This is a genomic window from Enterococcus larvae (assembly GCF_017830045.1).
Lineage (GTDB): Bacteria > Bacillota > Bacilli > Lactobacillales > Enterococcaceae > Enterococcus_L > Enterococcus_L larvae.
Genome location: NZ_JAEDXU010000010.1, coordinates 89,361 through 115,931 on the forward strand (window position 1 = coordinate 89,361; position 26,571 = coordinate 115,931).

General features: G+C 40.0%; 25 protein-coding genes. 9 read left to right on the forward strand and 16 right to left on the reverse strand.

Annotation, left to right across the window (positions count from 1 at the left end; all coding sequences use genetic code 11):
• Nucleotides 1-43: 43 nt before the first annotated feature.
• The 10 genes from rpoB to I6N96_RS16545 all read right to left on the reverse strand — a co-directional run bounded on the left by rpoB (nucleotide 44) and on the right by I6N96_RS16545 (nucleotide 8,915).
• The gene (gene rpoB, locus I6N96_RS16500) at nucleotides 44-3,661 is read right to left on the reverse strand and encodes a DNA-directed RNA polymerase subunit beta (RefSeq protein WP_209558669.1); all 3,618 of its coding nucleotides are present in this window, start codon (nucleotides 3,659-3,661) and stop codon (nucleotides 44-46) included.
• Nucleotides 3,662-4,223: 562 nt separating this feature from the next.
• Entirely contained in the window at nucleotides 4,224-4,613 is a 390-nt protein-coding gene (cdiI, locus tag I6N96_RS16505; protein WP_209558670.1) for a ribonuclease toxin immunity protein CdiI, read from the reverse strand.
• 229 nt (nucleotides 4,614-4,842) lie between these two features.
• A complete protein-coding gene (locus I6N96_RS16510; protein WP_209558671.1) occupies nucleotides 4,843-5,208 on the reverse strand; it encodes a hypothetical protein in 366 nt (121 codons plus the stop codon).
• A gap of 160 nt (nucleotides 5,209-5,368) precedes the next feature.
• Nucleotides 5,369-5,755 carry a ribonuclease toxin immunity protein CdiI gene (gene cdiI / locus I6N96_RS16515; RefSeq protein ID WP_209558672.1) on the reverse strand — a complete coding sequence of 129 codons (387 nt, stop codon included), beginning with the start codon at nucleotides 5,753-5,755 and terminating at the stop codon, nucleotides 5,369-5,371.
• 43 nt (nucleotides 5,756-5,798) lie between these two features.
• The gene (locus I6N96_RS16520; RefSeq protein ID WP_245187011.1) at nucleotides 5,799-6,107 is read right to left on the reverse strand and encodes a hypothetical protein; all 309 of its coding nucleotides are present in this window, start codon (nucleotides 6,105-6,107) and stop codon (nucleotides 5,799-5,801) included.
• Nucleotides 6,108-6,379: 272 nt separating this feature from the next.
• Nucleotides 6,380-6,679, reverse strand: a complete 300-nt coding sequence (locus I6N96_RS16525) for a barstar family protein (RefSeq protein WP_209558673.1) — start codon at nucleotides 6,677-6,679, stop codon at nucleotides 6,380-6,382.
• A gap of 12 nt (nucleotides 6,680-6,691) precedes the next feature.
• Nucleotides 6,692-8,170, reverse strand: a complete 1,479-nt coding sequence (locus I6N96_RS16530; protein ID WP_209558674.1) for a T7SS effector LXG polymorphic toxin — start codon at nucleotides 8,168-8,170, stop codon at nucleotides 6,692-6,694.
• Nucleotides 8,157-8,516: a hypothetical protein gene (locus tag I6N96_RS16535; RefSeq protein ID WP_209558675.1), complete on the reverse strand. Its 360-nt coding sequence runs from the start codon at nucleotides 8,514-8,516 to the stop codon at nucleotides 8,157-8,159. The genes I6N96_RS16530 and I6N96_RS16535 overlap by 14 nt, the downstream gene beginning before the upstream one ends.
• On the reverse strand, nucleotides 8,516-8,782 hold the full coding sequence (locus tag I6N96_RS16540) for a DUF3130 family protein (RefSeq protein ID WP_209558676.1): 267 nt from the start codon (nucleotides 8,780-8,782) through the stop codon (nucleotides 8,516-8,518). The genes I6N96_RS16535 and I6N96_RS16540 overlap by 1 nt, the downstream gene beginning before the upstream one ends.
• On the reverse strand, nucleotides 8,775-8,915 hold the full coding sequence (locus I6N96_RS16545) for a hypothetical protein (protein ID WP_209558677.1): 141 nt from the start codon (nucleotides 8,913-8,915) through the stop codon (nucleotides 8,775-8,777). Before I6N96_RS16545 ends, I6N96_RS16540 begins: the two co-directional genes overlap by 8 nt.
• A 626-nt stretch (nucleotides 8,916-9,541) precedes the next feature.
• Between I6N96_RS16545 and I6N96_RS16550 the strand changes: the two genes are divergently transcribed.
• From I6N96_RS16550 to I6N96_RS16560, 3 genes are all read left to right on the forward strand, one after another.
• A complete protein-coding gene (locus I6N96_RS16550) occupies nucleotides 9,542-10,513 on the forward strand; it encodes an ABC transporter substrate-binding protein (protein WP_209558678.1) in 972 nt (323 codons plus the stop codon).
• A gap of 319 nt (nucleotides 10,514-10,832) precedes the next feature.
• Nucleotides 10,833-11,780: an ABC transporter permease gene (locus I6N96_RS16555; protein ID WP_209558705.1), complete on the forward strand. Its 948-nt coding sequence runs from the start codon at nucleotides 10,833-10,835 to the stop codon at nucleotides 11,778-11,780.
• A complete protein-coding gene (locus tag I6N96_RS16560) occupies nucleotides 11,780-12,583 on the forward strand; it encodes an ABC transporter ATP-binding protein (RefSeq protein WP_209558679.1) in 804 nt (267 codons plus the stop codon). The genes I6N96_RS16555 and I6N96_RS16560 overlap by 1 nt, the downstream gene beginning before the upstream one ends.
• Before the next feature lie 75 nt (nucleotides 12,584-12,658).
• Here I6N96_RS16560 and I6N96_RS16565 read toward each other — a convergent pair whose 3' ends face one another.
• A complete protein-coding gene (locus I6N96_RS16565; RefSeq protein ID WP_209558680.1) occupies nucleotides 12,659-12,871 on the reverse strand; it encodes a zinc ribbon domain-containing protein in 213 nt (70 codons plus the stop codon).
• 174 nt (nucleotides 12,872-13,045) lie between these two features.
• Here I6N96_RS16565 and I6N96_RS16570 point away from each other — a divergent pair, with 174 nt between their 5' ends.
• Nucleotides 13,046-14,017, forward strand: coding sequence for a biotin--[acetyl-CoA-carboxylase] ligase (locus tag I6N96_RS16570; RefSeq protein WP_209558681.1), 972 nt, complete (start codon nucleotides 13,046-13,048; stop codon nucleotides 14,015-14,017).
• 87 nt (nucleotides 14,018-14,104) lie between these two features.
• Here I6N96_RS16570 and I6N96_RS16575 read toward each other — a convergent pair whose 3' ends face one another.
• The 4 genes from I6N96_RS16575 to pplA form a co-directional block, all read right to left on the reverse strand.
• Nucleotides 14,105-15,181, reverse strand: a complete 1,077-nt coding sequence (locus I6N96_RS16575) for a DUF5105 domain-containing protein (protein ID WP_209558682.1) — start codon at nucleotides 15,179-15,181, stop codon at nucleotides 14,105-14,107.
• Between the two features lie 410 nt (nucleotides 15,182-15,591).
• Complete coding sequence (gene menA, locus I6N96_RS16580; RefSeq protein WP_209558683.1) at nucleotides 15,592-16,548, reverse strand: 1,4-dihydroxy-2-naphthoate polyprenyltransferase; 957 nt, start codon at nucleotides 16,546-16,548, stop codon at nucleotides 15,592-15,594.
• Between the two features lie 13 nt (nucleotides 16,549-16,561).
• On the reverse strand, nucleotides 16,562-17,641 hold the full coding sequence (locus I6N96_RS16585) for an FAD:protein FMN transferase (protein ID WP_430650172.1): 1,080 nt from the start codon (nucleotides 17,639-17,641) through the stop codon (nucleotides 16,562-16,564).
• A 345-nt stretch (nucleotides 17,642-17,986) separates the two neighbouring features.
• Complete coding sequence (gene pplA, locus I6N96_RS16590; protein ID WP_209558685.1) at nucleotides 17,987-18,922, reverse strand: extracellular electron transfer flavoprotein PplA; 936 nt, start codon at nucleotides 18,920-18,922, stop codon at nucleotides 17,987-17,989.
• 491 nt (nucleotides 18,923-19,413) lie between these two features.
• Here pplA and I6N96_RS16595 point away from each other — a divergent pair, with 491 nt between their 5' ends.
• The 4 genes from I6N96_RS16595 to I6N96_RS16610 all read left to right on the forward strand — a co-directional run bounded on the left by I6N96_RS16595 (nucleotide 19,414) and on the right by I6N96_RS16610 (nucleotide 23,725).
• Nucleotides 19,414-21,342: an NAD(P)/FAD-dependent oxidoreductase gene (locus I6N96_RS16595; protein WP_209558686.1), complete on the forward strand. Its 1,929-nt coding sequence runs from the start codon at nucleotides 19,414-19,416 to the stop codon at nucleotides 21,340-21,342.
• Between the two features lie 385 nt (nucleotides 21,343-21,727).
• Entirely contained in the window at nucleotides 21,728-22,144 is a 417-nt protein-coding gene (locus I6N96_RS16600) for a NusG domain II-containing protein (protein ID WP_209558687.1), read from the forward strand.
• 17 nt (nucleotides 22,145-22,161) lie between these two features.
• Nucleotides 22,162-22,716, forward strand: a complete 555-nt coding sequence (locus I6N96_RS16605) for a Gx transporter family protein (protein ID WP_209558688.1) — start codon at nucleotides 22,162-22,164, stop codon at nucleotides 22,714-22,716.
• Nucleotides 22,717-22,738: 22 nt separating this feature from the next.
• A complete protein-coding gene (locus I6N96_RS16610) occupies nucleotides 22,739-23,725 on the forward strand; it encodes a polyprenyl synthetase family protein (protein ID WP_209558689.1) in 987 nt (328 codons plus the stop codon).
• 229 nt (nucleotides 23,726-23,954) lie between these two features.
• On the opposite strand, the gene I6N96_RS16615 is transcribed toward I6N96_RS16610, so the two are convergent.
• Complete coding sequence (locus tag I6N96_RS16615; protein ID WP_209558690.1) at nucleotides 23,955-25,394, reverse strand: hypothetical protein; 1,440 nt, start codon at nucleotides 25,392-25,394, stop codon at nucleotides 23,955-23,957.
• 136 nt (nucleotides 25,395-25,530) lie between these two features.
• Here I6N96_RS16615 and I6N96_RS16620 point away from each other — a divergent pair, with 136 nt between their 5' ends.
• On the forward strand, nucleotides 25,531-26,367 hold the full coding sequence (locus I6N96_RS16620) for a hypothetical protein (RefSeq protein WP_209558691.1): 837 nt from the start codon (nucleotides 25,531-25,533) through the stop codon (nucleotides 26,365-26,367).
• Nucleotides 26,368-26,571: the final 204 nt, after the last annotated feature.

The following is a 26,571-nucleotide window of genomic DNA, read 5'->3' on the forward strand; positions in this document are numbered from 1 at the left end:
CTGGGCTATGTCTGGAAAATTGAATTTTCCAGACACGACCTCATTAATCTTGACGATCTTCGGCAGTTTCTATACTTTGAACAACATCAGCTTCAGCTGCTTCTTTCGCTGCTGCCGCTTCTTTTTCTAATTGTTTTGCGGATTGCTGTTCAGCAAACTTAGTCAATGCATCGACAGTGATCAAATCATCGTCGTCATCATCCATATCACGCAATTCAATTTCTTGTTCTTCAATATCAAGGACACGCATATCCAGACCAAGCGACTGCAACTCTTTTACCAATACGCGGAATGATTCCGGTACGCCTGGTTTTGGAATTGGTTCACCCTTAACAATTGCTTCGTATGTTTTCACACGACCAACAACGTCATCTGATTTGTATGTCAGGATTTCTTGAAGTGTATAAGCAGCACCGTAAGCTTCCAGTGCCCAAACTTCCATCTCACCAAAACGCTGTCCACCGAACTGTGCTTTACCACCCAACGGTTGTTGTGTAACCAATGAGTAAGGTCCGATTGAACGAGCATGCAGTTTATCATCGACCATGTGGGCCAATTTGATCATATACATGACACCGACAGAAATTCGATTATCAAATGGTTCCCCTGTACGTCCGTCATAAAGAACGGTCTTCGCATCACTGGCCATACCAGCTTCACGAACAGTTTCCCACACATCATCATCGTTAGCTCCATCGAATACAGGAGTAGCAACATGAATACCTAATTGACGGGCAGCCATACCTAAGTGCAGCTCAAGCACCTGTCCGATATTCATCCGTGATGGTACCCCTAATGGGTTCAGCATGATATCGATTGGTGTTCCGTCAGGTAAGAACGGCATATCTTCTTCCGGCATGATTCGGGAAACAACCCCTTTGTTTCCGTGACGTCCGGCCATTTTATCCCCTTCGTGAATTTTACGTTTTTGAACGATATAAACACGAACCAGCATATTTACACCAGGAGACAGCTCGTCGCCGCCTTCGCGGGTAAAGATTTTCACGTCATGAACGATACCGCCGCCGCCGTGAGGCACACGTAGAGAAGTATCACGAACTTCGCGGGCTTTCTCCCCAAAGATCGCATGCAGCAGACGTTCTTCTGCAGATAATTCAGTTACACCCTTAGGCGTTACTTTACCTACCAATAGATCGCCATCTTTTACTTCTGCACCGATACGGATAATACCCATTTCATCCAAATCTTTCAGTGCATCTTCACCGACGTTTGGAATTTCACGAGTGATTTCTTCAGGTCCTAATTTTGTATCACGAGCTTCTGATTCATATTCTTCAATATGGATAGATGTATACACATCGTCTTTTACCAGACGACGACTCATGATGATCGCATCCTCATAGTTATACCCTTCCCATGTCATGAAGCCGACTAGAACATTTTGTCCTAAAGCCATTTCTCCTTCTTCCATGGATGGTCCGTCAGCCAGAATGTCGCCGCGCTCGACTTTTTCGCCAAGAGTCACGATTGGACGCTGGTTATAACTTGTTCCTGAATTAGAACGACGGAATTTCGTTACCATATATTTATCTAAAGCACCATTGTCACGACGGACACGTACTTCAGAAGCATCAACAAATTCTACAACACCATCGTGTTTACATAACAGGGCAGCACCTGAGTCATGCGCTGCTTTGTATTCCATCCCTGTCCCGACAAACGGAGAACGAGGCTGAATCAAAGGAACGGCCTGACGCTGCATGTTCGCACCCATCAAGGCACGGTTGGAGTCATCGTTTTCCAAGAACGGGATACATGCTGTCGCTACAGCAACTACCTGTTTTGGCGATACGTCCATGTAATCGACCTGATCGATAGCAATTTCCAGGTTTTCACTTTGCAGACGCGCCATAACAACATCTTCAGCGAATGTTCCATCTTCGTTCAGCTTAGAGTTAGCCTGAGCTACAATGTAATGATCCTCTGTGTCAGCTGTTAGGTAATCAACTTCGCTAGTTACCTGACCAGTTGCACGATCCACACGACGATACGGTGTTTCGATAAAACCGAATTTATTTACTTTCGCATAGCTTGACAAGCTGTTGATCAGCCCGATATTCGGACCTTCAGGTGTTTCGATCGGACACATACGACCATAGTGGGAATAGTGAACATCTCGAACTTCATAACCGGCACGGTCACGAGTCAAACCACCAGGTCCCAAGGCAGATAGACGACGTTTGTGCGTCAACTCACCCAATGGGTTGGTTTGGTCCATGAACTGTGACAACTGAGAAGAACCAAAGAATTCTTTGATACTTGCTACAACTGGACGAATGTTGATCAACTGTTGCGGTGTCAATGTTTCAGTGTCCTGAATGGACATTCTTTCACGAACCACACGCTCCATACGAGCCAATCCAATACGGAATTGGTTCTGTAAAAGCTCACCAACGGAACGGATACGACGATTACCCAAGTGATCGATATCATCCACATTGCCGATATCCTCCATCAAGTTGAAGAAGTAGCTCATTGAAGCCACGATATCCGCAGGACGAACAGTTTTCACGCTTGAATCAGGATAGCCATTACCGATCACATTTACGATACGCTCAGGATCTTTTGGTGATTCCACCTTGATCACTTGAACAGTCATTGGTTCTGTTACAACACCATCTTCACTAGGATAGTAAGTGATACTGTTCAGACCATTATCAATGTGTGCGCCTAATGTTTCCATTACTTGGTGTGTCAGGACAGTGCCTTTTTCAACCAAGATTTCTCCTGTTTCCGCATCGATCAGCGTTTCAGCCAATGTCAGGTTCAACAAACGAGTTTTTAAATCTAATTTTTTATTTACTTTGTAACGACCAACATTTGCCAAGTCGTAACGTTTTGGATCAAAGAAGCGAGCTGTCAGTAAGTTACGTGAGCTGTCAGCTGTTTTCGGTTCGCCCGGGCGGAGTCGCTCGTAAATGTCTTTCAAGCCTTCCTCTGTACGGGAATCACTTGCGTTTTTATGCAAGTCCTTTTCAATTGTATTTCTAAGTCCTTCGCTTTCGCCAAAGATTTCAAAAATCGTATCATCTGAACCAAAACCTAATGCACGTACCAAGACAGTTAAAGGAATTTTACGTGTACGGTCAATACGAACATAAGAGATATCTTTCGCATCAGTTTCCATTTCCAACCATGCACCACGGTTCGGGATAACTGTTGAGCCGAAGCCTTCTTTTCCGTTTTTATCCACTTTTCCATGGAAATAAACACCAGGAGAACGTACCAACTGGGAAACGATAACACGTTCTGCACCATTGATAATGAATGTTCCCATCTCAGTCATCAATGGGAAGTCCCCAAAGAATACTTCTTGAGATTTGATTTCTCCGGTTTCACGGTTTGTCAGACGCAACGTCACATGTAAAGGAGCCGAATAGTTCGCATCATGCGCACGTGCTTCTTCTACTGTGTACTTAGGTTCCTTCAATTCATAATCTACAAATTCCAGGGACAGGTTTCCTTGAAAATCTTCAATTGGCAGAATATCCTCAAACATTTCGCGTAACCCTTCATCTAAAAACCACTGATAAGAGTCTGTTTGGATCTCGATTAAATTTGGTAATTCCAACACTTCACTGATACGCGCGAAACTTCTACGTTCGCGATGCTTTCCGTATTTTACTACGTGTCCAGCCAAGCTCTTCACCCCTCTAGATATAAGTCTGTCAAAACTCTACCCAAAACAATTACATTTAAGTTACGAATATTAAATTAACGTAACAAAAAGCATTTTTTGCGGTTTTTAGGCAAAAAAAAACCAAAAATAGAACATCCTCATGATCAATAAATCAAGTGTTTCTACTTTTGTTTCCTTATTTAAAACCGGAACGGACAATATTTCGCTCCTGCTTCGTCATTTTTTAGATAGTTTTTGCATCTATATATTTTACTTCCTTCTATAGTAAAAGTCAAGGGGTCTATCGAAGTTCTTTGCGCTCGCATTGATTATGAAAAAGCGATCTTTTTTGTGCAATTGTTCTTAGGCTCTCATTGATACCGATAATGCGTTCAGCACAAGCACTTGAAACTTGGCTCATTTATTCGCTAAATGTTGTTAAAGTAACCAATCGAGCTAAAACCAATGATTTACTAAAATAAACGCAGCAACCTTGAATTCTCCCGGTTACTGCGTTTATTAATTATTTTTAAGTGTATACACACGTACGACGTTTGTTAAAAACTGACCATTTCATTCAGTGTCATATATTCAAAGTCTGTTTTACTTTTTCTAGTAGTTCTAGCAATTCTGAATCATCAGGATTCTTTTCTATCTCGGTTTTTACATTTCGATCTAAACAGCTGTAAAAAGTTTCAAAATCTAAATATGCTATTTGATCTACTTCGACAGCAGGAGCCCCTAATTCTACTAGAACACGCTTATCATCTAATGGTAAGGACAGTTGAGCCATATCATAATCATCTAAATCCGATTGAAAAGAAACAAAAACTATTTCTCGACCAAAACCTTCTTTATTTGCAAAGTATTCTAAAGCTCTTTTTAAATACTTTCTATTAATAAAATTGAAATAAGTTGACATTAGCTCATCAATGCTCTTTTTTTCCTCTAAAATATGAAATTCCTTCTCCATGGCAGTGTGATCCAATCATTCTATATTTTCTTTTAAATCAGCATGTTTGATACTTTCAGTTGGAATTGTTATGACCTTATTAGCAGTTTTCCCAGCCGCAGAAGATAATTCGATTGTATCAGGGTAGTTATCCCAAAAATAGAACTGATCAAAGGGGAAAATCTGTAATTTTCTCCTTTGATCTTTTGTGAGTCGCTAGCCACTTGCTATGCTTGCCAGAAACATATTCTCAATTTTCGAAAGATGTGTCTAAGACACTAAAATCAAAATTTTTGCACTCAAAAGAGAATAAACTGTTCTCATCTTCAACTATTCTATAGTTGATACCCTCCATTTGATATGAAGATATATCCGTAATAGAAAGAACAGTTTTAAAGAGTCCGTCTAAATCCTTTATTTTCAAATCTTTAACATTTTGAAAATCCATTACTAATTTTTTATCGCCAAGTGTATAAGGATAAGAGAAAAAAGAAATCTTTAAATTATTAACCAATTCATTTTCATCCTCAATATCTCTATAAATAGTTAAAGATTCAATATAGCCAAATTGTAGTTGCTCTTTGTAAAATTGAGTTATTTTTTCATTGTTTTTCATGGTTTATACCCTTCAGTATACATTCTATAGTTGTGAGGGATTTCGTTCATGAGGCTCGTAGACAAGAGGTTACTTACTCTACCAACTATAAATTGTTTGTTTTTTCGTAAGTGTATATAGACTCACGATGACTGCCAGAAACTCATCGCTTGATTCGGTGCTAGATATTTAAAGCCAGCTTTACTTTTTCTAGCAGATCTAGCAATTCTGAATCATCAGGATTCTTTTCTATCTCGGTTTTTACATTTCGATCTAAATAGCTATAAAAAGTTTCAAAATCTAAATATGCTAACTGCTCTACTTCGACAGCAGGAGCCCCTAATTCTACTAGAACATGCTTATCATCTAATGGTAAGGGCAGTTGAGCCATATCATAATCATCTAAATCCGATTGAAAAGAAACAAAAACTATTTCTTGACCATAACCTTCTTTATTTGCAAACAGTTTTAGAGCCTTGCTCAATTTACTATTGATTACTGAAAAATATGTTTGCATTAATTGATCAATTTCGCTTTTAAGCGTCAGTACTTCAAAATTTTCTGTCATGTTACCATCCAACTCCAACCAGATTATAAAGTGTCGTTTTCCATTACATTTGCTTATCCAGTTTATAGTTTTTAATCCAATTAAGTGTTTCTCTTTTATTCATAATTAGTTTGATAAAATTTTCTTCCTCGAATTGAACTCGAGTATCTTTTATATTGACACCATGAATTTCACTTAATAAATCAATTATCATTACTTTTCCTTTTGAACTAGATAATAAATATTGATTACCTTCTAAAAATATACCCTCATATCGGCTTCCCTCGTACAGCTCATCATTAAAATTAGTCTTCTTACTATTATCATCAGAAACTACAAAATCTATTGTTTCCTGTAAATTATCTTCATCCATCTCTGAAAGTAAAAAATCCTCTAGTTTAAATAGTTGCTGTTGTTCACATGATTGTATGATATCTGCTATTTTTTTATCACTTATTATGCTTACCTCCTATTTAAGGTTTTGGAACAGAATATAGGTAATTATCCAAAACTAGAAATGATAAAAAAGTCAAACGCAGAGAACGCAGATCTCCACGTTTGGCTCTCTTTGAATTTTTTGTAAGTGGCGGCGAGCCACTTACTATCTTACTACCCTTGCCAGAGACAAGTAGGAACTACAGATATTTATTTGTAGGAGATGTTTACTTTCCAGTTATCTCCAGGCATTTCTTTGTTGTAGTCATCTAGTAATTCTTTTAAAAGAGCAGAATCTTCAGGTAAATTTCCTTCTAAATCCATCCAATTTTCAAATACTATATTTTTTGGCATTGCTACTAATCCAGTTATAGCATCCCAAAAAGCATCCCAATTTTTCCCATAAAAATCTGGGAAATCTAGACTTTCTTTCAGTACCATGTGCAGTTGTTTAGCTGTTTGTATGCCTTTTACATCAATAACTGTTTGTTCTTTTCTTGATTCTTCCATGTCTATTCTCCTTTATGGTAAGTATGTTCCGATAAAATGAACTGTTTCATAATGATCAGTAGTTATATATAATAACCCATCATTAGAATATAGCAATCTTGTTCCAGGTTGTTTTGCCCGAGACATTGTTCCGATGAGTCCTACATCAGCTTCATGCCAAATTCTACCAGGATTTTCTGGTAAAATTTTGGTTTTATTTTTATAAATTCCACCACCAATTTGACCTCCATGTACATAATTTTCTAATGCTTTTCCTGATTCCCAACCAGCGAGTCTCGCAGCATTATGATCAAGGTAATTACTTGGTAAGTTACCAGTCTGTCTGAGACTATCTACTAATGGATTTGCTTTTTCTGTTGTGCTTAAAATGTCTTTATATTTTTCATAGCTGACTATATTATTGGCACCACTAGCAACTTTTCCAGCATCCACCACATCATCAGCAATCTCCACTTTTTTGACCACTTTGGCTGCCGCATGTGCTTCTTTCAATGCTTCCCAGCTGGCTGAAGATAACTTGATCGCATCCATCGTTGTATCGCCATTTTTCAGCAGCTTCGCTGTTTTTATCAGCGCTTCGATCTCATCAGCCGGCAAGATGCTCATCAAAAGAAAAATACTGGCAGCTGATTTTTGCACAGTACTTGACTCGCTATCTAGTAGTACTTCCACATCATCCAAATTTAGCCAAATTTTAATGATCTCCGGTCCCAACTCTTTCAGCATATCCCAATTCTTGTGTGTAATCAACCAGTTGTATTCCGCTGTCTTTTCTGGATCTTGTACCCCATTCTTCAAGACAACAACGCCATCTGCGAATTCTAATATCTCGTAGCGATCCTTTGGCGCAGTATCGTTCCTTTTTTTCAATGTTTGATACCAAGCCGCAGAAGTATAGTCTACCAACTTGAACCCATCTTTTCCTCCGGTGAAGTTCCCAGATGATCCTAAAAAATCGATGCCGCTTTTTACTGCCTGTAATGTGGTACACAATCCGGAGAAATCACCGGCATGAGCGCTTTCAAATGCCTGATATTTTTCTAAAACGGCAATTTCAGAAGCCGTCTCCACCATCGTGTTTTCCTGAAACCAGTTGCCAATAAAAGGAATATCCTTAAAGGCTGCCGCTAAAGCTTCATTGATCTCATTTCTCTTTAGCTGTTCTTGCCGCAGCTGGTTGCGGAGTTCTTCCAGCTTGTCTGTATCCAATCGATTTTTTGCAGCGCCAACTGATCCGACGAAATCATTTAGATAGCTGGATAAGGCATCATCTACATCGTATAGTGCATTGTAAATGCCGCTGGCAACTTCTTCATAGGGAGAAAAATAGGCTCTGGCAGAATCCCAACTATCCCCAGTCAGTTTCCCCGAACTGTCTTGGAAGGTTTGATTGGCTACAGTAAAGGCAGTAAATTGCGTGACGACCCCTCGGCGCAGCCGCTTTACTTCAGCGGATACCGTCTGCAGTTCACTGTAGTCAATTTTGGGCATGTTCTTCCTCCTTGGCTTGTGAAACTCTCCATTCAGACCAAGCCTCTTCCGTCTCATTTAGGGCTTTCTGCTGCTCCTTAACCATCAGATTCAGCTCTTCCTTGCCTTCTTCGAAAGTATGCTTGTACCGTTCTTCTTCATGGTAGGCATCCTCTAATCGATAGCGAGCCTCATTTTCAGCTTCTGTCCCTTGGCTATAAAAAAGAATCTCGTCAAGAATTGCCTGTTCTCGTTTATAACTGGCAAGAGCATCCTGAATAATGCTCTTGGCATTCTCTCGTCTGTTTTTAAGACTAGTGATTTCTTCTTCATGATGAGCTACCTGCTCTCTAAACTGTCGATCCATTAAGAACCTCCCTGAGCAAGCTTCTGATCTGTTTCTTGAATGTAAGTATGAATTTTTGTTAAATTTTGTACATCTGTTTTGGCGGTACTCTGGAAGGTTTGTACAGAGGTATCTAGATACGCCAAACATAAGATCAAGCCGTTCATCGCCGTACTGTCAGAGTAGCTGATGGATTCTTTACAAGAAAAAGACAGTCCGCTTAAGCTTGAGTTGAAGCCAGAAGTGACCGAAGTCACTGTACCGTTATCCGTACTTACCTTAGTCATAAATTACCACCACCAGCCTTCTATTTTCACGCATTTTCATCATTGGTTCATTTCTCCTTTTTTTCACGGGCTCTTTCTCATAAACCCACATACTAACCATTACTTTTGTACTTTTAAAATTTATTTTTATCACTTGTTTCCTCCTTTTTGTCCCAAAACACTAACCCTAACCAAAATGCTATCACAATATTAAAATTCAATTCAACATATAATTAGAAAATAATAATAAAATAGATTTTTTCACCACCTGCCTTTCTCTCAAAAACCTGACTAGCTTGCTGTGGCTGCAAGCTCAATCAGTCACTATATTTAGAAGTATCTTCTATGCCATTTTTCTGCTCTGCAATAATCAAATAGTAAAACCATCATTCATTACAACTGTTTTTTAATTCGTCAGAAAATTCTAAAAATCTGTTGACATTTTTTCCTCGTCTGTATATACTAGGAACAATTCAATCATGCGAAGGAGAATTCCTATGACACATTTATCCATTCACGCACAATTGAATAATTACTACTTTAGCTATTTTAGATAGGTTTGTATTCATACTTCATGGGTACAGACGGACAAACTCGTTTTTGTATCTATGATGGCTAGAGCACTTTGCTTCGAACAAAACAGCCGCGTAGACGATATTTCTAAGTGGCTATGAAAATAAGAGACGTACTTGATTTGTTCTTATCATCCATTTAGGCATATTGTCTAAATGGATTTTTTGTTTCAATGACAACTCACAAAAGAAAACGGAGGAATAAAAGATGAAAAAGAAATTAATTGGATTAGGCATATTGGCAACAGCGGCAGTCGTTCTCGGCGCCTGCGGAAATGAAAAGGAAGACAGCGGCAGTAGTGACAGCATTACAATTGGGGTTTTACAGCCGGTTGAACACGGTTCTTTAGATGCTGCATACGAAGGATTCAAGGAAGGGCTGGCTGAAAACGGCTATAAAGAAGGAGAAAACGTGACCTTCGAATACAGTAACGCTCAAAATGATCAATCTCAACTAAAAACAATGAGTGAAAAGCTGGTTAAATCAAAACCGGAGCTGCTTCTTGGAATCGGCACACCAGCAGCGCAGTCTCTTCTAAATGAAACAACAGAAATTCCGATGGTCGTTACAGCAGTAACTGATTTAGTCGGAGCCAAGCTAGTCAAATCAGATGAAGAGCCTGGTGGAAACGTAACTGGAACAACTGACATGGTTTCTATCGAAAAACAAATCGAGTTCCTGCTAAGTATCGTTCCTGATGCAAAAACAATCGGGATTATGTACAACGCCGGAGAAGCAAACTCAAAAATCCAAGCCGATCTAGCAGAAGAAGCGTTGAAGAAAGCGGGTGTTGGTGTTAAGGTACTGACTGCCAACTCTACCAACGATGTTCAGCAAGTAACAACCAGTCTGGCAAAAGATGTGGATGGTATCTACATCCCTACGGATAATACCTTTGCTTCTGCTTCTGCCGTTATCGGCGACGTAGCTAAGGAACTGAAAATACCAATCGTTCCTGCTTCTATCGATCAAGTAAAAGAAGGCGGACTAGCAACAATCGGGATCGACTACCATTCATTAGGAAAACAAACTGGTGTGATGGCAGCGAAAATCCTGAAGGGCGAAGCAGAACCCGCAACAATGCCGGTTGAAAGTGCAAACGAACTGGAATTATATGTCAATGAAGACATGGCTGCTGCTTTAGGAATCGACCCAGACAGCATTCAAGTACCAAAGTAAACAACGCTCGCTTAACTTTAATATGAAAACAAAAAAATAGAGGGAATAAGCTGACTATCAGAGTCGTCAGACTTATTTCCCCTACAAATTCGAATAGACGGTGTTCCAATCGCTGTTTGACATCGAAGGTCGCAGAGAATCTCATAAAGACGTGGTGTTTTATGACGAGAATTGAGTACTTTTTAACAAGGCATGCAAAAAGCACTTTCTCAGCTTGAAGCAAAAACCCTAGATGTAAAAACTCCCCAGCTTCGAAAATCGAAGCAACAGATAGCGAATCATTGGCACACCTCGATACATAAAACTTACTGGAAAGAAGCTGATTTTTTTGATAGACATTTTACTTTCTTCAACCTCACAGGGGCTCTTATGGTCGTTACTGGCTATTGGTGTTTTCCTGACTTACCGTATTCTTGATATTGCCGATTTAACAACAGAAGGCAGCTTCCCTCTCGGTGGAGCCGTTGCGGCTGTGATTTTGGTAAAAGAACCGGAAACCTGGCCGGATTTTCTTCAACCAATTCTTACAAGCCATCCATTAGTCCTGCCTATTTTTGCTCTTATTCTTGCTTTTATCGCAGGCGCACTTGCCGGCTTGGTTTCAGGGATTCTGCATACGAAACTAAAAATCCCTGCCCTATTGGCCGGAATTATCACAATGACTGGCTTATATAGTATCAATTCACGGATCATGGGAGCACCAAACATTTCACTTTTAGGTGCAGAAACGATTTTTTCTCAGGCTCAAAGCCTTGGTATCGATCGAGTAACTAGCGTGATCATCGTAGGATTGATCGTCGTGATGATCGTGATTGGCTTATTGACCCTGTTCTTCAAAACAGAAATCGGGTTAGCCACTCGTGCTACCGGAGATAATATTGAAATGAGCCAGGCAAATGGGATCAATACAGACCGAATGAAGATGATCGGCTATATGCTTTCTAACGGCTGCATCGCCTTAGCCGGCGCATTACTGATTCAAAATAATAACTTTGCAGACTTGAACTCTGGAATCGGGACAATCGTTATTGGACTAGCTTCCATCATCATTGCTGAAGTACTGCTTAGAAACAGACCACTGTTTTCCCGCATGATCACAATCGTTGTAGGCGCGATCCTTTACCGTTTCATTCTGGCGTTAGTTCTGGAATTCAATGTCGATCCGACCGATCTTAAGCTCTTTTCCGCACTGATCCTTGTGCTGTGTCTGTCTTCACCGCTGATCCAGAAAAAAATGAAACTACCTAAAAAGGGAGGCGCTCGCTAATGGAAGCTGTACTGACTATCGAAAATTTACATCAATACTTCGAACGAGGAACCGTCAACGAAAACCATGTGTTGAAGGGCATCAACCTGACAATCAACAAAGGCGAATTCATCACGATCATCGGCGGAAACGGTGCTGGGAAATCAACCCTGTTGAATAGTATCGCCGGAACATTGCCAATAGAAGAAGGCAAGCTGTTTTTGAATAAAAAGGATATTACTAAGCAAAAGGTCATGACTCGCTCGAAGCAAATCAGTCGTGTCTTCCAAGACCCGAAGATGGGCACTGCTGTCAGATTGACCGTGGAGGAAAATATGGCGCTGGCAATGAAGCGTGGGAAAAAGCGCGGCTTAGGCAGCGGCGTTCGTAAAAGTGACCGAGAATTTTTCAAAGAACATCTGGCAAAACTAAACCTCAATTTGGAAAATCGGCTGACTGCTGAAATCGGACTGCTTTCCGGCGGACAGCGTCAAGCCATTACTTTATTGATGGCAACGTTGATACAACCGGAGCTTATTCTTCTGGATGAGCACACAGCGGCTCTTGACCCTAAAACATCAGCTACAGTTATGGAGCTGACAGATCGTTTGATCAAAGAGCAGCAATTGACCGCCTTTATGGTTACCCATAATATGGAGGATGCTATTCGTTACGGCAACCGTCTGATCATGCTGCATCAAGGAAATATCGTAGTAGATGTAGATGCTGAAGCGAAGAAAAATTTGACCGTCAACGAATTGATGGAGCTGTTCCATAAAAACAGTGGTACTGAACTAAAAGATGATCAGCTGCTCTTAGTTTGATTTTCTTTATGCAAACAAAAAAATACGGACAGCTGTTCCAACTGGAACGCTCGTCCGTATTTTTATTTTCAACTATTAGCCACCGATCAAGAAGTCTAAGACATTCCAGCCGTCTGATGTTTGTCCTCTGTATAGTTCTGTGAAACCGCATTTTGAACAGCTCACCGTAATAAATTTCTTGTTCTGTACATCAAAGATCTTGGCAAAGTTGCCGCCAGTTGCTTGAAACTGATCTGAAACATAGTGAGTATTTCCACATTTATCACAAACATATTGCTTTCTTTCCATTTTTGTCTTCCTCTTTTCTGTTGTTGTTGATAAAATTATATCAAAATCAAACGCATTGCACATACATCTAAGGAATGAATTTTCAATAGTATTTCACTATTTTTGACAGCATCAATCAGAAACGATACGTTTTTAGATTAGGACAACAGACAAAACAACAAAGGACGTGACGAAATGACCGTAAAAAGCAGTATCCTTTCCCTATTGATGGAACAATCTCCTGCATTCATTTCCGGCGAAGAAATGGCACAGCAGCTGAATGTCTCAAGGACCGCGATCTGGAAGGCCATCAATGAACTAAAAAAGGAAGGACATCTGATCAACAGTGATCGAAAAGGCTATCAATATCAGTCATCGGATATTTTATCTATAGAAGGCATTCGACTCCATCTTGCAAAAGAGACACCGGAGCTATCGATCAAGTTATTGAGCTCCTCTTCTTCCACAATGAAGGATGCCAAGCTTGCGGCACTTGATGGTGAAGCGGAAAATACGCTAGTCATTGCCGATATGCAGGAAGCCCCGAAAGGACGATTTGGCCGTCCATTTTTTGCCAGTAAGGGCGGCGGGATTTACATGAGCATTCTTCTACGTCCGAATCAAAGCTTTGAAGAGATGGCCCAATACACAATCATCATGGCTGTTGCCATTTCAGAAGCTATAGAAGCTACTACTGGAATCACAACAGAAATCAAGTGGGTCAATGACATTTATAAAGATAGGAAGAAAATCTGCGGCATCCTCTCTGAAGCAATGAGTGATGTAGAATCCGGTCAAATTACAAATATCGTGATTGGAATGGGCATCAACTTCTCCATCAAGCAGGAGGAATTTCCGAAGGATATACAGGAAAAAGCTACTTCGCTTTTCAGCGACCAGCAGCCGACACTAACTCGAAATGAATTGATTGCAGCGATTTGGAACCGATTCTATGCTATCCTTGACAAAAACAATACGGATTTTCTTGATTATTACCGAAGAAAGTCCTTTGTTCTAGGAAAAGAAGTGACCTTCACCCAAGCTGGCACTCCATTCAACGGAACAGCTGAAACAATCAATGAACAAGGAGAACTGATTGTGCGCCTAAAAGATGGTACACAAAAAATACTCTCTTCCGGAGAAGTCAGCTTAAGCGAAATCAAGTAAAGTACCTAAAAATAGAAAGCCCTTCTGGAAAGCTATTTCGTGAATAACTTCCCAGAAGGGCTCTTGTGTCTCATGCTTCTATTCTAATTAGTTTTTATAAAGTCCGCCTCGGAATGCTTCTTCCAGATAGTCATAGTAACTAGAGTAAGAACTCTTTGTTTGGATTTCCCACTTGTCGTCTTTTTTCTTCAAGACCATCTTGAATGAATCACTATAGCTTTCTGCTTCAGCCGGGAATGAACTCTTGAACAGCTCAGGAAGTTTTGCCAAGACAGCTTTGTCAGCACCTTCCCAACGAGCTTCATAATCTAAATCATTATTAGATTCTACGAAGTCTTCTTCGATTCTATCCATTTCGTCTTCCATTTCATCAAACAAAAGAACTTCCGCTTTGATGGCGATTTCCGCAGAATCAGGGAAATAAGAAGTGACTTCATAAGTAACTTCTGCTACTTCTCCATTCGCTTCCTTAAATGCCTTTCCAACTGAGCTTGCTTCATCATCCGTCACTTTATAGTAGTAGAAAGCATTTTTGAGTCCTTTAGTAAAGTTTGAATCAAATGCGCTGATTTGTGCATCACGGTCATTGCTGACTAATTTATTGTAGTTTTCGTTTGTCGTTGCCAAGAATACTTCATCAATATATGCAGTTGCTGCATTCACTGCTTCTTCACTATTGTCTTCGTAATCACCTGTGTTCACATCCAAAACAACAGGGTCCAACTCTTTATCGATTTCATAGATCGTTGGTTCATAGTGCAGCTGATAGGCTTCGTCTTTTCCTACTTCAAAAATAATGTAGCCGGTTTTGCTTTTTCCGGCAGAGATTTTTTCATAAGAAAGAGTTTTGATACCTGTCTCGCTCATGTAAAAGTTCTCTAAAGAGATCTTATTGTCTTCTTCATCATAAAGCATGAAATCATCTGAAGCCAAGTCGATACTTTTATCTGATTCGTTTGTGATTTTAACCTTCAGTGCCAGAAAGCCGTCCCCTTCGCTAGCTTCTGCCTCACTGGCTTGAGGAATGATATATTCCCCTTCTTCAATTGCGATAGACGCAACATCAGACTTTCCTTTTTCTGTTTTCCCTGCATCACCAGTGTTGCACGCAGCAAGTAGAACAACTGCTGCCACAGAAACAAATGATAACCCTAATTTTCTCATTTTTTTCGGTCTCCTCTTCTTTTTCGTTTTTAACTACCAAAAATACTATAACAAAAATACCATTCACTAGCAATCTCAGTAAAAAAATTCGTACAACCTGAACTTAGGAGAACATGGTGTTTTTAACGCCTTTTCAGCTTATCCAATGTTCCTCAGAGATAGATATCGTTCAGTCATTAATCGCTCTAGAAGCTGCAAGAAGTATGCTATATTCATTTGATCTACAGCATAGTCTCCAACTATATTCCGTGCTCGTCAAAAATTCTAAAAAGGCACGCCTTTATTTCCTCTTGATGGAAATCGACGCGCCGTTTGCAAAGTCAGCTTCGACAAAAAAAGCCAGCTTCTAAATGCTTTTCAGCACTCAGAAGATGACTCAAGTATATCTCTCAATCTTTTATGGGTAGATGCTACGAGAGCTTATTCAAAAGAATCGTAGCCAACAAACCAATCAGATAGCTTCCGTTGAATAGAATCAGATTACTGATTGAAAAGCGGAAGCTCTGCGGCTGCGGTAATTCCTTTTTGAATTGCTGCAAATTTTTACGGATTTTTGGAAAGGAAATCAAAACCAGCAGGATCGGCCAATCATAAACACCGAAAACCATGCCGAAGAAAATAATAGCGTAGCAAAACAGCTGCATCAGCTGAAAAAGCAGAACGCCTTTTTTACGTCCAATATAATAAACCAATGTATACCGATGATTCTCTATATCCGTATCTAAATCCCGCAGGTTATTAGCCAGCATGATATTGGCAATCGTCAGCACCAGAGGCAGCGATGCCCAGATGACTGCTAATGTCTGCCAAATATTTCCTGTTAAAGCAAAGGTTCCCTTGATAAAGGAGATGTCCAGGTAAAATGGAGGATTCGTTCCTACGTTCAGATAAACCGTCATCGCAAAAATCCCCAGCCCCATTGTTACACCGCTGAACACTTCGCCTAACGGCATCCGAGACAAAGGAATCGGTCCGAAGGTATAAAATATCCCGATCAAACAGCATAGTCCGCCCATGACCAGCAGCAGCCAGCCTGTCTGAATCGTCAATATCACCCCAATTACAGCAGTAAAACCAATCATCCCGAAAATCATGTTCCTTACCAAAGTCGGCGAAACACCGGAAACACCGATGACATTCTCCTGATACTTGTAGGTCTCTGATTTCGCTTTGTGAAAATCCATGTAATTATTGATCGCTGTTGTCGCCATATCAAAAACAATCATCCCGATAAAAAACAGTAGTGTATGTGACCATGAAAACTGGTCAAAATGAGCCATTGAAAATAAAACACCCACAAAAAAAGGAAACAGACTTGCAAGCTTCGTTCGAATTTCCACTACTTCTAAAAACACCTTTATTGACATACATTTCTGCTCCTTACTTCAGCTCTGAACGATCGCCCATCGTATAGCCGGAATCTTCCCCCAGTACAAACGTTTCTTCGATGTCTTTACTTATATATACCTTGTCTTCTTTCGTTACAAAGATCGCATCAACATCCTTTAGACCTTCCACATATTCCAGTCCCTCTTTCACGCCCATAGAGAATACTGCAGTCGACAGCCCGTCACCATCAATTGATTTATTCGTGATGATCGTTACACCGGCAATATCGTTATCGAAAGGATAGCCCGTTGTCGGATCGAATAAATGGTGGTAAGTCTCCCCATTGACTTTCAAGTATCGTTCATAGATACCTGAAGTGACCAAGGTCTTGTCGCGTTCTTTCACTGTACCAATAACTGTATTTCTTGCCTTGTTCGGATCTTGAATCCCAACGTTCCAGTCCTCATCTTCGCCTCGTGGACTGTGTCCTAAAACATACACATTTCCGCCTAGATCGATGATCGCTGTTGTCACGCCGTTATCCTCTAATACTTTAACCACTTCATCAGTGATATAGCCTTTGGCAATCGCACCAAGATCCAGCTCCATCCCTTTTTCTTCAAGGTAAACCGTTTTTTCCTTATCATCTAATACGACTTTATGATAATCCACTAGTTTCAGCGCCTGATCGATTTCTTCTTGTGACGGCTTCCGAGCATCATCAAAACCGATATGCCACAGCTGCGTGATTGGGCCAATCGCCATATCAAAGCCGCCCTTGGAATCTTCACTGTATTCATACGCCCGTTTCAATAATGTATATACATCATCCGAGACTTCGACAGGCTCGATTCCCGCTTTTTCGTTGACGGCATCAATTTCAGAACCAGGCTCGTTGACTGTGATTTTGTCCCCAAGTTCTTTGACCCGATCAAACGCTTTATCCAGAACCTCTTCTTTTCCATCATCATAGATTCTTATCTGTACATAGGTCCCCAGCAATAGCTCCTGTTTCGAATACGGGTCCTTATTGACTTTCGTTTCTTCCTTTTGATTACTCGAACAGCCAGCAATCACCAATCCTAGAACAAACAGCAGACTGAAGCCTACCCAAAATCGTCGGTTTTTCATCATCACGCCACATCCTTATTCATTATCTATTCAATAAATATATTTCTTTCATTTAACAAAACACTTCCAAGTATAATGCAGAACACTTGATTTCACTAGCAAAATCTCTTTTATATTATAATACTATGTATTTTTTCTCAAAACGACTATTCCAGTAAATACGAACAGGGATACAGATCCGTCATTTCAAGTACGTAAAAAACAGGACAATCATCATAGTGAAAATTGTCCTGCCTTCTACACTAGAATGAATAGTAAGACAGAAAATGTCTTATTTAGGCAGCATATTTCACCGCTTATCATTCAAGTAAATGGTGTTCTGGAAGTATCTTCCGTCACAGCCTGTTATTTTGCCATTACGATATTGTCAACGATGATTTCAGTTGTGTCGCCTTTTTCAGCAGCGTTGATCAATTGCTCTGCATAGATAACGAATGAGTGGAAGCTATGTGTTGCACCAGTCACAACATCCATTTCAGCAGGAGAGCCGTCTTCTTCGCCCATTGCTTTTACGAATTCTTCGTTAAGTGTAGGGATGAATTCAGATGGATCTGTACCAGCTTTTTCCTTCATCATTTCGTTGTACTCTGTATCATCTTGTTTTGATTTTCCTTCATCATTTACGTTGTCATATTTAGACTCTGTTACTTTGCCGTCTTTTACAACCATTGTAAATTCAGTGTGGTAACCATTTGAATTGTTTTTCTCTTTCAATGTGTATGAACCGTCTTTCAGTTCAGCACCATTGTCGATTTCAATTGTATCTGTATTTCCAGCTTGTGCTGCTTGGATCAATTGTTGTGCATAGTTTTGGAATGACTCGAATGAGTGAGTCGCGCCAGATACTACATCAATATCAGAAGGTGATTGTTTTGCAACCAGCTCTTCATTAAATTTAGGGATAAATTCTTCCGGACTTACACCTGCTTTATCCTTCATGTTTGTGTTGTACTCTGTGTTGTCAACTTTTGATTCGCCAGCTTCGTTGATGTTGTCGTAGTTAGATTCTACGATTTTTCCATCTTTCACAGTGATTTCAAAAGATACACGGTAATCGTTAGAATAGTTTTTCTCTTCTAATTTATACGTACCGTCCTGCAGGTCCCCACCCGCTTCTTTTACTGCTTCTGTTGATTCTTCCGTTGCTGAAGAAGAAGCCGCTGTTGATGATGATGCACTTGAAGAATCAGCTGTATCCTTGCTGTCTGATCCACATGCCGCTAAAACCATTGTAGTCAATGCAATTGCTGCAACGCTCTTGATAAATTTGTTCGCTTTCATTTTTTTCCACCTTTTCCTTTGTAATGATACGTCAACCTTAGTATGAATCCTGTTGATAAATAGGCACAAAAATCAGGAACTTGATAGTTCACACTATCGCCTTCAGTAAATCTTTGTGAGATAAAATACCAAACGGTCTCCATACATAAATCTTGTGAAAAAATAAAAAATGTGCTCATTTCCTTTGTTTTTACGGTGTTCAAAGATTTCTTCTCACACAATAAAAACTTTAGCAAGGTGTATATAGTCACAAATTTTTCACAAAAACTTTGTGATTCAATTAACATTCTAACGATTTATCTTTTTCTGTCAACTGCACATTAGAATAATTCAGAAAACTTATCGCATTTTCATATTCTTTTAATCTGAAATCATTTATTTGCTTTATTATAGGAATTGTTATTAGACAAAAGGCTAAACTCACTATATAATGGATTCGATTGCGAAATTATGATCAATTATACTTTTATTTTTTAAGGAGCGGATTACCAATGACAAAGCAAAAAATTGTCGTTGTAGGTGCTGGGTATGCTGGGGTATCAGCAACCAAATTTCTAGCTAAAAAGCTGAAAAAAGACGACGTGGAGATCACTTTGATCGACCGTCATTCTTACCACACTATGATGACAGAGCTGCACGAAGTAGCAGGGGGCCGCGTAGAACCAAGTGCGATCCAATATGATTTACAACGACTGTTCTCACGCAAAAAGAATGTTAAGCTTGTCACAGATACAGTAACAGGAATCGATAAAGACAAAAAAGTCGTTACAACAAAACTGGGTTCTTATGAATTCGATCAACTGATCATCGGTATGGGTGGTGAGCCAAACGACTTCGGTACACCTGGTGTTAAAGAAAACGGCTTTACTTTATGGTCATTCGAGGATTCTGTGAGAATTCGTGAGCATATCGAAAAAACAGTAGAAAAAGCAGCGATCGAGCCTGATGCAGAAGTCCGCAAAGCTATGCTGACATTTGTTGTCTGTGGTTCCGGATTTACCGGGATCGAAATGATCGGTGAGCTGATTGACTGGAAAGATCGTTTAGCGAAAGAAACAAAAATCGATCCAAACGAAATCACTTTAATGGTTGTCGAAGCAATGCCTACGATTCTGAATATGCTGACACGTAATGATGCGGCAAAAGCAGAGCGATATATGGAGAAAAAGAAAGTAACATTAATGAAAAACTCTCCTATCGTAGAAGTAGCTGCAGATCATATCAAATTGAAAGACGGTACACAAGTACCAACACATACCCTTATCTGGACAGCTGGTGTTAAAGCAACATCTGATGCTGCTGATTTCGGATTGGAAGCAGCTCGCGGTAATCGTCTGATTGCTAATGAGTTCATGCAAGCCAAAGGATATGAAGATAAAAATATTTATGTCATCGGTGACTTGGTTTATTACGAAGAATTTCCAGATACACCAACACCACAAATCGTTCAGGCTGCTGAACAAACTGGACACACAGCTGCAGCAAACATCGTTGCTGATATCAAGGGCGGCGAAAAGCATAAATTCAAAGGAAATTATCAAGGCTTCATGGTTTCCATCGGCGCGAAATGGGGTGTTGCGAACCTGTTTGATAAGATCCATTTAAGCGGGTTTTTAGCTATCATCATGAAGCATATCGTCAACCTGAAATATTTCTTCGATATTCGTTCAGGCTACTATATGTTCCAATACATGATGCATGAATTCTTCCATATCAAAGACGACCGCAATGTGGCAAGAGGTCACTCTTCTCGTTACGGCAATATTTTATGGAGTGTTCCTTTACGTGTCTTCTACGGTTTGATGTGGTTTGTAGAAGCGGCGAAGAAAGTCGTCGGAAATGGTGAATACCTGAAACCAGGAACATGGTTCGGCGAAGGTTCATGGTTCTCTGATACCGTTGTCTTCCCATTCCCATGGCTGCAAGATCAAGTAACTACTGGTGCCTCTGCAGCAGCTGATGCAACTACAGCCGCAAGCGGTGCAACAGATGCCGCAGCTGAAACAGCTACTCAAGCAGCTCATTTTGGATTGAACTACGCTTACGGCGAAGAACCAATGCTGGTCTTCGATCATATGCCGAAATGGTTTGAAAGTGTAATGAAGTTCATGATGCCGAATCAGGAAGTTGCTTTGTTCTTCCAGAAATTCATGACGATCGTTGAGATTCTGATTGCATTAGCATTGATTGCCGGTCTATTCACTTGGTTATGTAGTGCAGCAACAATCGGATTGGTGGCTGCCTTCAGTCTATCCGGTATGTTCTATTGGGTAAATATCTGGTTCGTCTTTGTAGCATTTGCTCTAATGAACGGCTCCGGACGTGCACTAGGATTGGATCGCTGGGTTATCCCTTGGGTTCAACGTACAGTAGGTAAATGGTGGTACGGGACACCAAAATCCAGATACGGAACCAAGTAGCATTACCATATAATAAAAATGAGGTTGTTGCAGAAGTGAACAGCTCAGAGAAATAAGAAGGATGACCCAAAAATAGCTTCTCATATTTTCTGGATCATTCGACTTATTTTTGAAAGAGCTGCTTCTAAAACACCGTTTAAGCTGGTTTTATCACCAGTTAAAGTCGGGACAGAAGTATGTAACTCCGGGAAATAAGAAGAGCTTTCCAAAAAAACTTTGCGAAACCTCGACTTATCTCTAAGAGAACTGCTTCTGTCCCGCCATTTGTTTAAGTAGAAAATCTGAGCGAACTTGGGAAGCTGAATAATCGAAAAACTGAACGCGTTCGTTCAGCTTTTTCTTTGAGTGTGTTAAAATGAAGAACTACAAAGGAGAGGAAAGAACAATGAACGTAAAGGATTTCATCAAGAAAAGCTACTTACGCCCATGGGATATCATCATCATTTTAGTCTTGGCTGTCGGTTCTTTTCTGCCCCTTGTTGTTTTTAGTACCCAAAATACTGATTCTGTAACAAAGCAGGCCGTCTTAAAGGTCGATGGAAAAATCATCAAGACCTTCGAGTTAAAAAAAGGAGCACCTGCCTATACATACAAATACGAAGATCCGGACGGTGACTACAACTTGATCGAGGTTGACGGCGACCGGATTCGTATAAAAGAGGCAAATTGCACAGACCTCGCTTGTGTTCGCCGCGGTTGGATATCCAATGCCGGTGAAACACCGATCGCCTGTCTGCCTCACAATTTATTTATCACGGTCGAAGCTTCCGACGGAAACGAGGACGGCAGTCTGATTTACTGATACTGCCTATACCAATCATGACTAAATTACAAAAAAACATCTACATCTCTATGCTGGTTGCTCAAGGCGTCATCATTTCTCTAATTGAGAACATGATCCCTTACCCCTTCGCTTTTGCTCCCGGAGCTAAGCTGGGATTGGCAAACCTAATTACAATCATTGCCATCTTTACGATGAAAAAAAGAGAGACTGTCTTTTTGATTTCAATGCGTCTGGTGCTGGCTACACTTCTTGGAGGGACGATTTCAACCTTCTTTTACAGTGCCAGCGGTGCATATCTCAGCTTCCTTGGCATGCTGCTGATTAAACAACTGGGACCAAAGCGCGTCAGTATTATCGGAATCAGTGCAGTCGGCGGCTTCCTTCATAATGTCGGACAGCTGTTGACCACCTCGTTTTTCGCTCAGTCATGGGCGCCGATGCTGTACCTGCCTTTCCTATCGATATTAGGCTTGCTGTCAGGAATCGCTATTGGGATCGCCGCAAACTATTTGCTGCAGCACGTACAGACGTTGAAAAAATTTCAGCTTGATTATGAACAGACATCTAAACAAAAATGGGAAATTTTTTAAAAAGAATTAAAGGAGCTATCCTATGAATATCCATCAAATGTGGAATCCTTATCCTCTGCTTTCAGAAGAGCTTGAAGCAACACTGCACCTTATGGAGGAAAGTATTCAAATCGAAAATAAAGAGGTGGAACAGGCGATCTTATCCATGATCCACTCTGGCGGAAAGCTGCTGCGCCCCGCCTATCAATTACTGTTTGCCCAATTTGGGCCGGCAAAGGATGAACAAAAAGCGATTGCTCTGTCTGCATCGATCGAAATGCTTCACACAGCAACGCTGATTCATGACGACATTGTTGATCACGCGGATACAAGAAGAAACCTGCCGACGATTCGCTCGCAATTCGGCAATCAAACAGCAGTCTATGCTGGAGATTACCTGTTTATTTGCTGTTTCAAGCTTTTAGCAGAATACTCTTCTTCATTAAAGAGCATTCAGCTGAATTCAAAAAGTATGGAGAAAATCCTTTCCGGTGAATTAGGCCAGATGGATACTCATTACGATTGGTCTATGACGATTGATCAATACATCGACAATATTTCCGGAAAAACTGCCGAGCTTTTTGCTTTGAGCAGCTTCATCGGTGCTTACGAAAGCGGCTGTTCGGATCAATTCGCCAACAAATGTAGAGAAATCGGGAAAAATATTGGGATCGCCTTCCAAATCATCGATGATATTCTCGACTACTCACAGTCCTCTGATCATATCGGAAAACCTGTCTTAGAAGATGTGAAACAAGGTGTCTATTCATTGCCTCTGCTCTACGCATTGAAAAAGGATAAAAAGAAGCTTCTGCCTTATTTAGAAAAACGGGAAAACTTATCCACAGAGGAAACACAAGAGGTCTATCAACTTGTCCACAGCCTTGGTGGTGTGGATAACGCCCAGAAACTGGCTGAAAAATATACACAGAAAGCATTGAAGGCTATCCAAAAACTGCCGGCTAATGACTTGCATACAAAAGAATTGCTATTAGATATTACTGGTAAAATCTTGAATCGTACAAGTTAAGAAAACTGATAAAACAGCTATACCAAAAAAAGGCTGGGCCAAAAGCGGGAGGCTCTGAGAATTAAGAAGAAATAGACGAAAATGATTTTTCATATTTTCAGTATATTTCGGCTTAATTCGGAAGGAGCAGCTTTTGGCTCGCCGTTTATTCATGTTTAGAGTGTGAAACAATTTCTAATTTGATTATTGTCTTACACTTTTTTTGATTTAACGATTCAAACAAGTATTCTTAAAAACCGTAACTGTCTTCTTTAGCCACTGAACCAGCTGCTACTAAATTTTCTACTACTGCCTGATCAATTTTATATAATTGATAGTTCGATTGACTGGTAGTTGTCTGGAAATAGTAAGATACGGGACTACCCTTGATCATAATAAGGGCATAGAGACCAGACATTCCTTCTTCCAGATTTTTGTTCAATTCTGGGATTTCCTTAGCTAAATCATCCAATGCCCCATCATAAGAAAGAACAACGCCAAAATTTGATTTTGTATAATCAGATAACACAATCGGCAACCCAACTTCATCGTTCACCCATTCAAAAGGTCCAGGTAAAGCCACATTGTTAAGTTCTTCTTGGTAGTAGGAACCAGAATCAAGACCATAAGCATTGATTGTATCAGCGGACAGCATTCCTCCATAGATACCTCCGGGTTCTGTCACAGAAAGAGGCTCAGTGATTGTGATAGGCGAATAGACCGCATATTCCTCTTGAGAACCATAAGAACCCGATGTAAAGCTGATCGTCACTTCATAAACAGACAGCTCGTCCTTAATCAGTTCTTTTGTCAGCGCAAGACCTTGATCAGTTGTATATTCAGGATCAAGCTGCTTTTCAAACTCATAGTATTTTTTCCCATCTTTTTCAACTAATAAATCATTTGGATCAAAGCCGTCCTTATTATCGATATTATCGTTTCTAAGATTGTCATAAACCATTGCCAGCGAAGCAAAATATTTATTCGTTCCCGGACTCTTGGTGTAATTCAACTGAACATCTGTATAGCCTTGATCCTTTAATGCTTTTTTCAATGTATCACTGATTTTCAAAGAATCTTTTTTTACTAAATAAGGCGCAATAGAGTACAGGCTGTCTATTGTTTCGGTAATTGCGGTCTCAGAAATATTTGTTAAGGTGTGTGCTTTTACCCCATTAGAGATTGTCGCTTCAAACTCTAAATCTTTCGTTGATTCAGCCACTTTCTGAGTGAAACTAAGATAGTCTTGCAAGAATTCCACCCCATCAGCTGGCTCGCTTTCTAAAGGAACAGAAATATCACTTATTACAAGTGAGTCATCGCTCAATTCTGTTTGAATCAACTTGCGGTATTTTTTATTAAAGCTTTTATCCCCAATCTGTGCTATCAACTCTTCTAAATCGTCGTAGCCAAAAGTATCTCTCAGCCTTTTGCCATTTTTGGTAGAAATCGTATATTCTACATCTGGAAATTCCTTTATAGCAACTAATGCTGTCCAATTCTTTTCAGAGATTTTAGCGTATTCCAATTTTTTTACGACCACTGTTTGATTGTGGTTCTTTTTTGCGTAAGCAATTGCTTCGCTTTTGATTTGATTTGGTTTTACATAATACAAATATGCACCGATGCTTACCACGGCAACGGCCAATAGCCCAACTAGACTAAAAATAACCCCTTTTTTTATTTTCATTTTTTCCTCCTAAAAAGTAATGCATTCTAAGCCATTATATAAAACTTTTAACAGGAAAAACAATCTTTTTTTCGAAAAACAGGAATGCTATAATAGAGCAGATGGTATTAATTTTTTAGTATAAAGGAGACAATAAATGAAAAAAGGGATTGTTGGATGTATTACTGTAGGAATGTTGAGTATCATGCTGCTTCCGGCAAATGGGGTTGCTCAGGAGTATCCGGATGTGATAGATGTTTATGATAAAAATAATGATGTTACCACAACTGAACCCTATCAAACAACGAAGCAGACATTTGAGAAAGAGGCCTTTTCAGACCCTGAGTATAGTGCCTACATGACAATGAAAAGCTTGTACGGAGATGGATTCAAAGACAGCAAAGAGATTTTGCCAGTTACAGAAGAAGACTTTTGGAAAAAAGTGGAGGACGCTTATCAAGATGAGGTGACGAAAGACAGTCGCGGAGTGATTGTAAAAGACCGTACCTTTACACCGGAAGAACTAGCTAAGGCAAGAGCTAACTCAGTCAAAGCATTAGTGAAGCAAATTGTTAATTACCAAGTTCTTTCTTCTAAAGTTGATGGTGATAACGCAACTGTTGAAGTGGAAATTTATCCAGTTTCCACCAGCACTTTTGGACGCCAAGTCAGTTATGTGTTTTTTGATTACGTCGGAGAAGCCGGTTATTTCAATACAGAAGAGCCTTTCTCCAGCGTACGAACACAATTTGGTCAGATCATGTATCTCGAAGAGAACATCGCTCCTTTGGCGAAGAAGCCTGTCAGCTTTAAAATGGAATTAAGTAAAGATAAAAAGGGGAATTTTGCGCCAAAAGAAAACACGTTGGAAGATTTATTCAACGTATCTTTAAGCGAGGAATATGCCTTTATTGATGAAGAAGGGCGCATCAACTCAAGTGAACGCTTTTACTTGAACTCGAATTTTGAAAAAGATACTGAAGAAAAAAAATAGCGTAAAATCTTTTTTTAAAGATAGATCACCACAGAAAGAGGCTGAGACAGAAGTGTTTAGCTACAAGCAATAAGCCGGAATGCACGAAAATTGTTTCACAAATTTTTGTTGAATTCCGGCTTATTGTCGTAGGAGCTACTTCTGACTCGCCGTTTATTCGGATTTAGGGTATGGAAAAGAGTGGCAACAGATTATTGTCCTACT

Coding starts and splice junctions, on each gene's coding strand:
- cdiI (WP_209558670.1), bottom strand. CDS start 4,613: ATGGAGAAGGAATTTCATATTTTAGAGGAAAAAAAGAGCATTGATGAG.
- I6N96_RS16510 (WP_209558671.1), bottom strand. CDS start 5,208: ATGAAAAACAATGAAAAAATAACTCAATTTTACAAAGAGCAACTACAA.
- cdiI (WP_209558672.1), bottom strand. CDS start 5,755: ATGACAGAAAATTTTGAAGTACTGACGCTTAAAAGCGAAATTGATCAA.
- I6N96_RS16520 (WP_245187011.1), bottom strand. CDS start 6,107: ATGGATGAAGATAATTTACAGGAAACAATAGATTTTGTAGTTTCTGAT.
- I6N96_RS16525 (WP_209558673.1), bottom strand. CDS start 6,679: ATGGAAGAATCAAGAAAAGAACAAACAGTTATTGATGTAAAAGGCATA.
- I6N96_RS16530 (WP_209558674.1), bottom strand. CDS start 8,170: ATGCCCAAAATTGACTACAGTGAACTGCAGACGGTATCCGCTGAAGTA.
- I6N96_RS16535 (WP_209558675.1), bottom strand. CDS start 8,516: ATGGATCGACAGTTTAGAGAGCAGGTAGCTCATCATGAAGAAGAAATC.
- I6N96_RS16540 (WP_209558676.1), bottom strand. CDS start 8,782: ATGACTAAGGTAAGTACGGATAACGGTACAGTGACTTCGGTCACTTCT.
- I6N96_RS16550 (WP_209558678.1), top strand. CDS start 9,542: ATGAAAAAGAAATTAATTGGATTAGGCATATTGGCAACAGCGGCAGTC.
- I6N96_RS16560 (WP_209558679.1), top strand. CDS start 11,780: ATGGAAGCTGTACTGACTATCGAAAATTTACATCAATACTTCGAACGA.
- I6N96_RS16565 (WP_209558680.1), bottom strand. CDS start 12,871: ATGGAAAGAAAGCAATATGTTTGTGATAAATGTGGAAATACTCACTAT.
- I6N96_RS16570 (WP_209558681.1), top strand. CDS start 13,046: ATGACCGTAAAAAGCAGTATCCTTTCCCTATTGATGGAACAATCTCCT.
- I6N96_RS16575 (WP_209558682.1), bottom strand. CDS start 15,181: ATGAGAAAATTAGGGTTATCATTTGTTTCTGTGGCAGCAGTTGTTCTA.
- menA (WP_209558683.1), bottom strand. CDS start 16,548: ATGTCAATAAAGGTGTTTTTAGAAGTAGTGGAAATTCGAACGAAGCTT.
- I6N96_RS16585 (WP_430650172.1), bottom strand. CDS start 17,641: ATGAAAAACCGACGATTTTGGGTAGGCTTCAGTCTGCTGTTTGTTCTA.
- pplA (WP_209558685.1), bottom strand. CDS start 18,922: ATGAAAGCGAACAAATTTATCAAGAGCGTTGCAGCAATTGCATTGACT.
- I6N96_RS16595 (WP_209558686.1), top strand. CDS start 19,414: ATGACAAAGCAAAAAATTGTCGTTGTAGGTGCTGGGTATGCTGGGGTA.
- I6N96_RS16600 (WP_209558687.1), top strand. CDS start 21,728: ATGAACGTAAAGGATTTCATCAAGAAAAGCTACTTACGCCCATGGGAT.
- I6N96_RS16605 (WP_209558688.1), top strand. CDS start 22,162: ATGACTAAATTACAAAAAAACATCTACATCTCTATGCTGGTTGCTCAA.
- I6N96_RS16610 (WP_209558689.1), top strand. CDS start 22,739: ATGAATATCCATCAAATGTGGAATCCTTATCCTCTGCTTTCAGAAGAG.
- I6N96_RS16615 (WP_209558690.1), bottom strand. CDS start 25,394: ATGAAAATAAAAAAAGGGGTTATTTTTAGTCTAGTTGGGCTATTGGCC.
- I6N96_RS16620 (WP_209558691.1), top strand. CDS start 25,531: ATGAAAAAAGGGATTGTTGGATGTATTACTGTAGGAATGTTGAGTATC.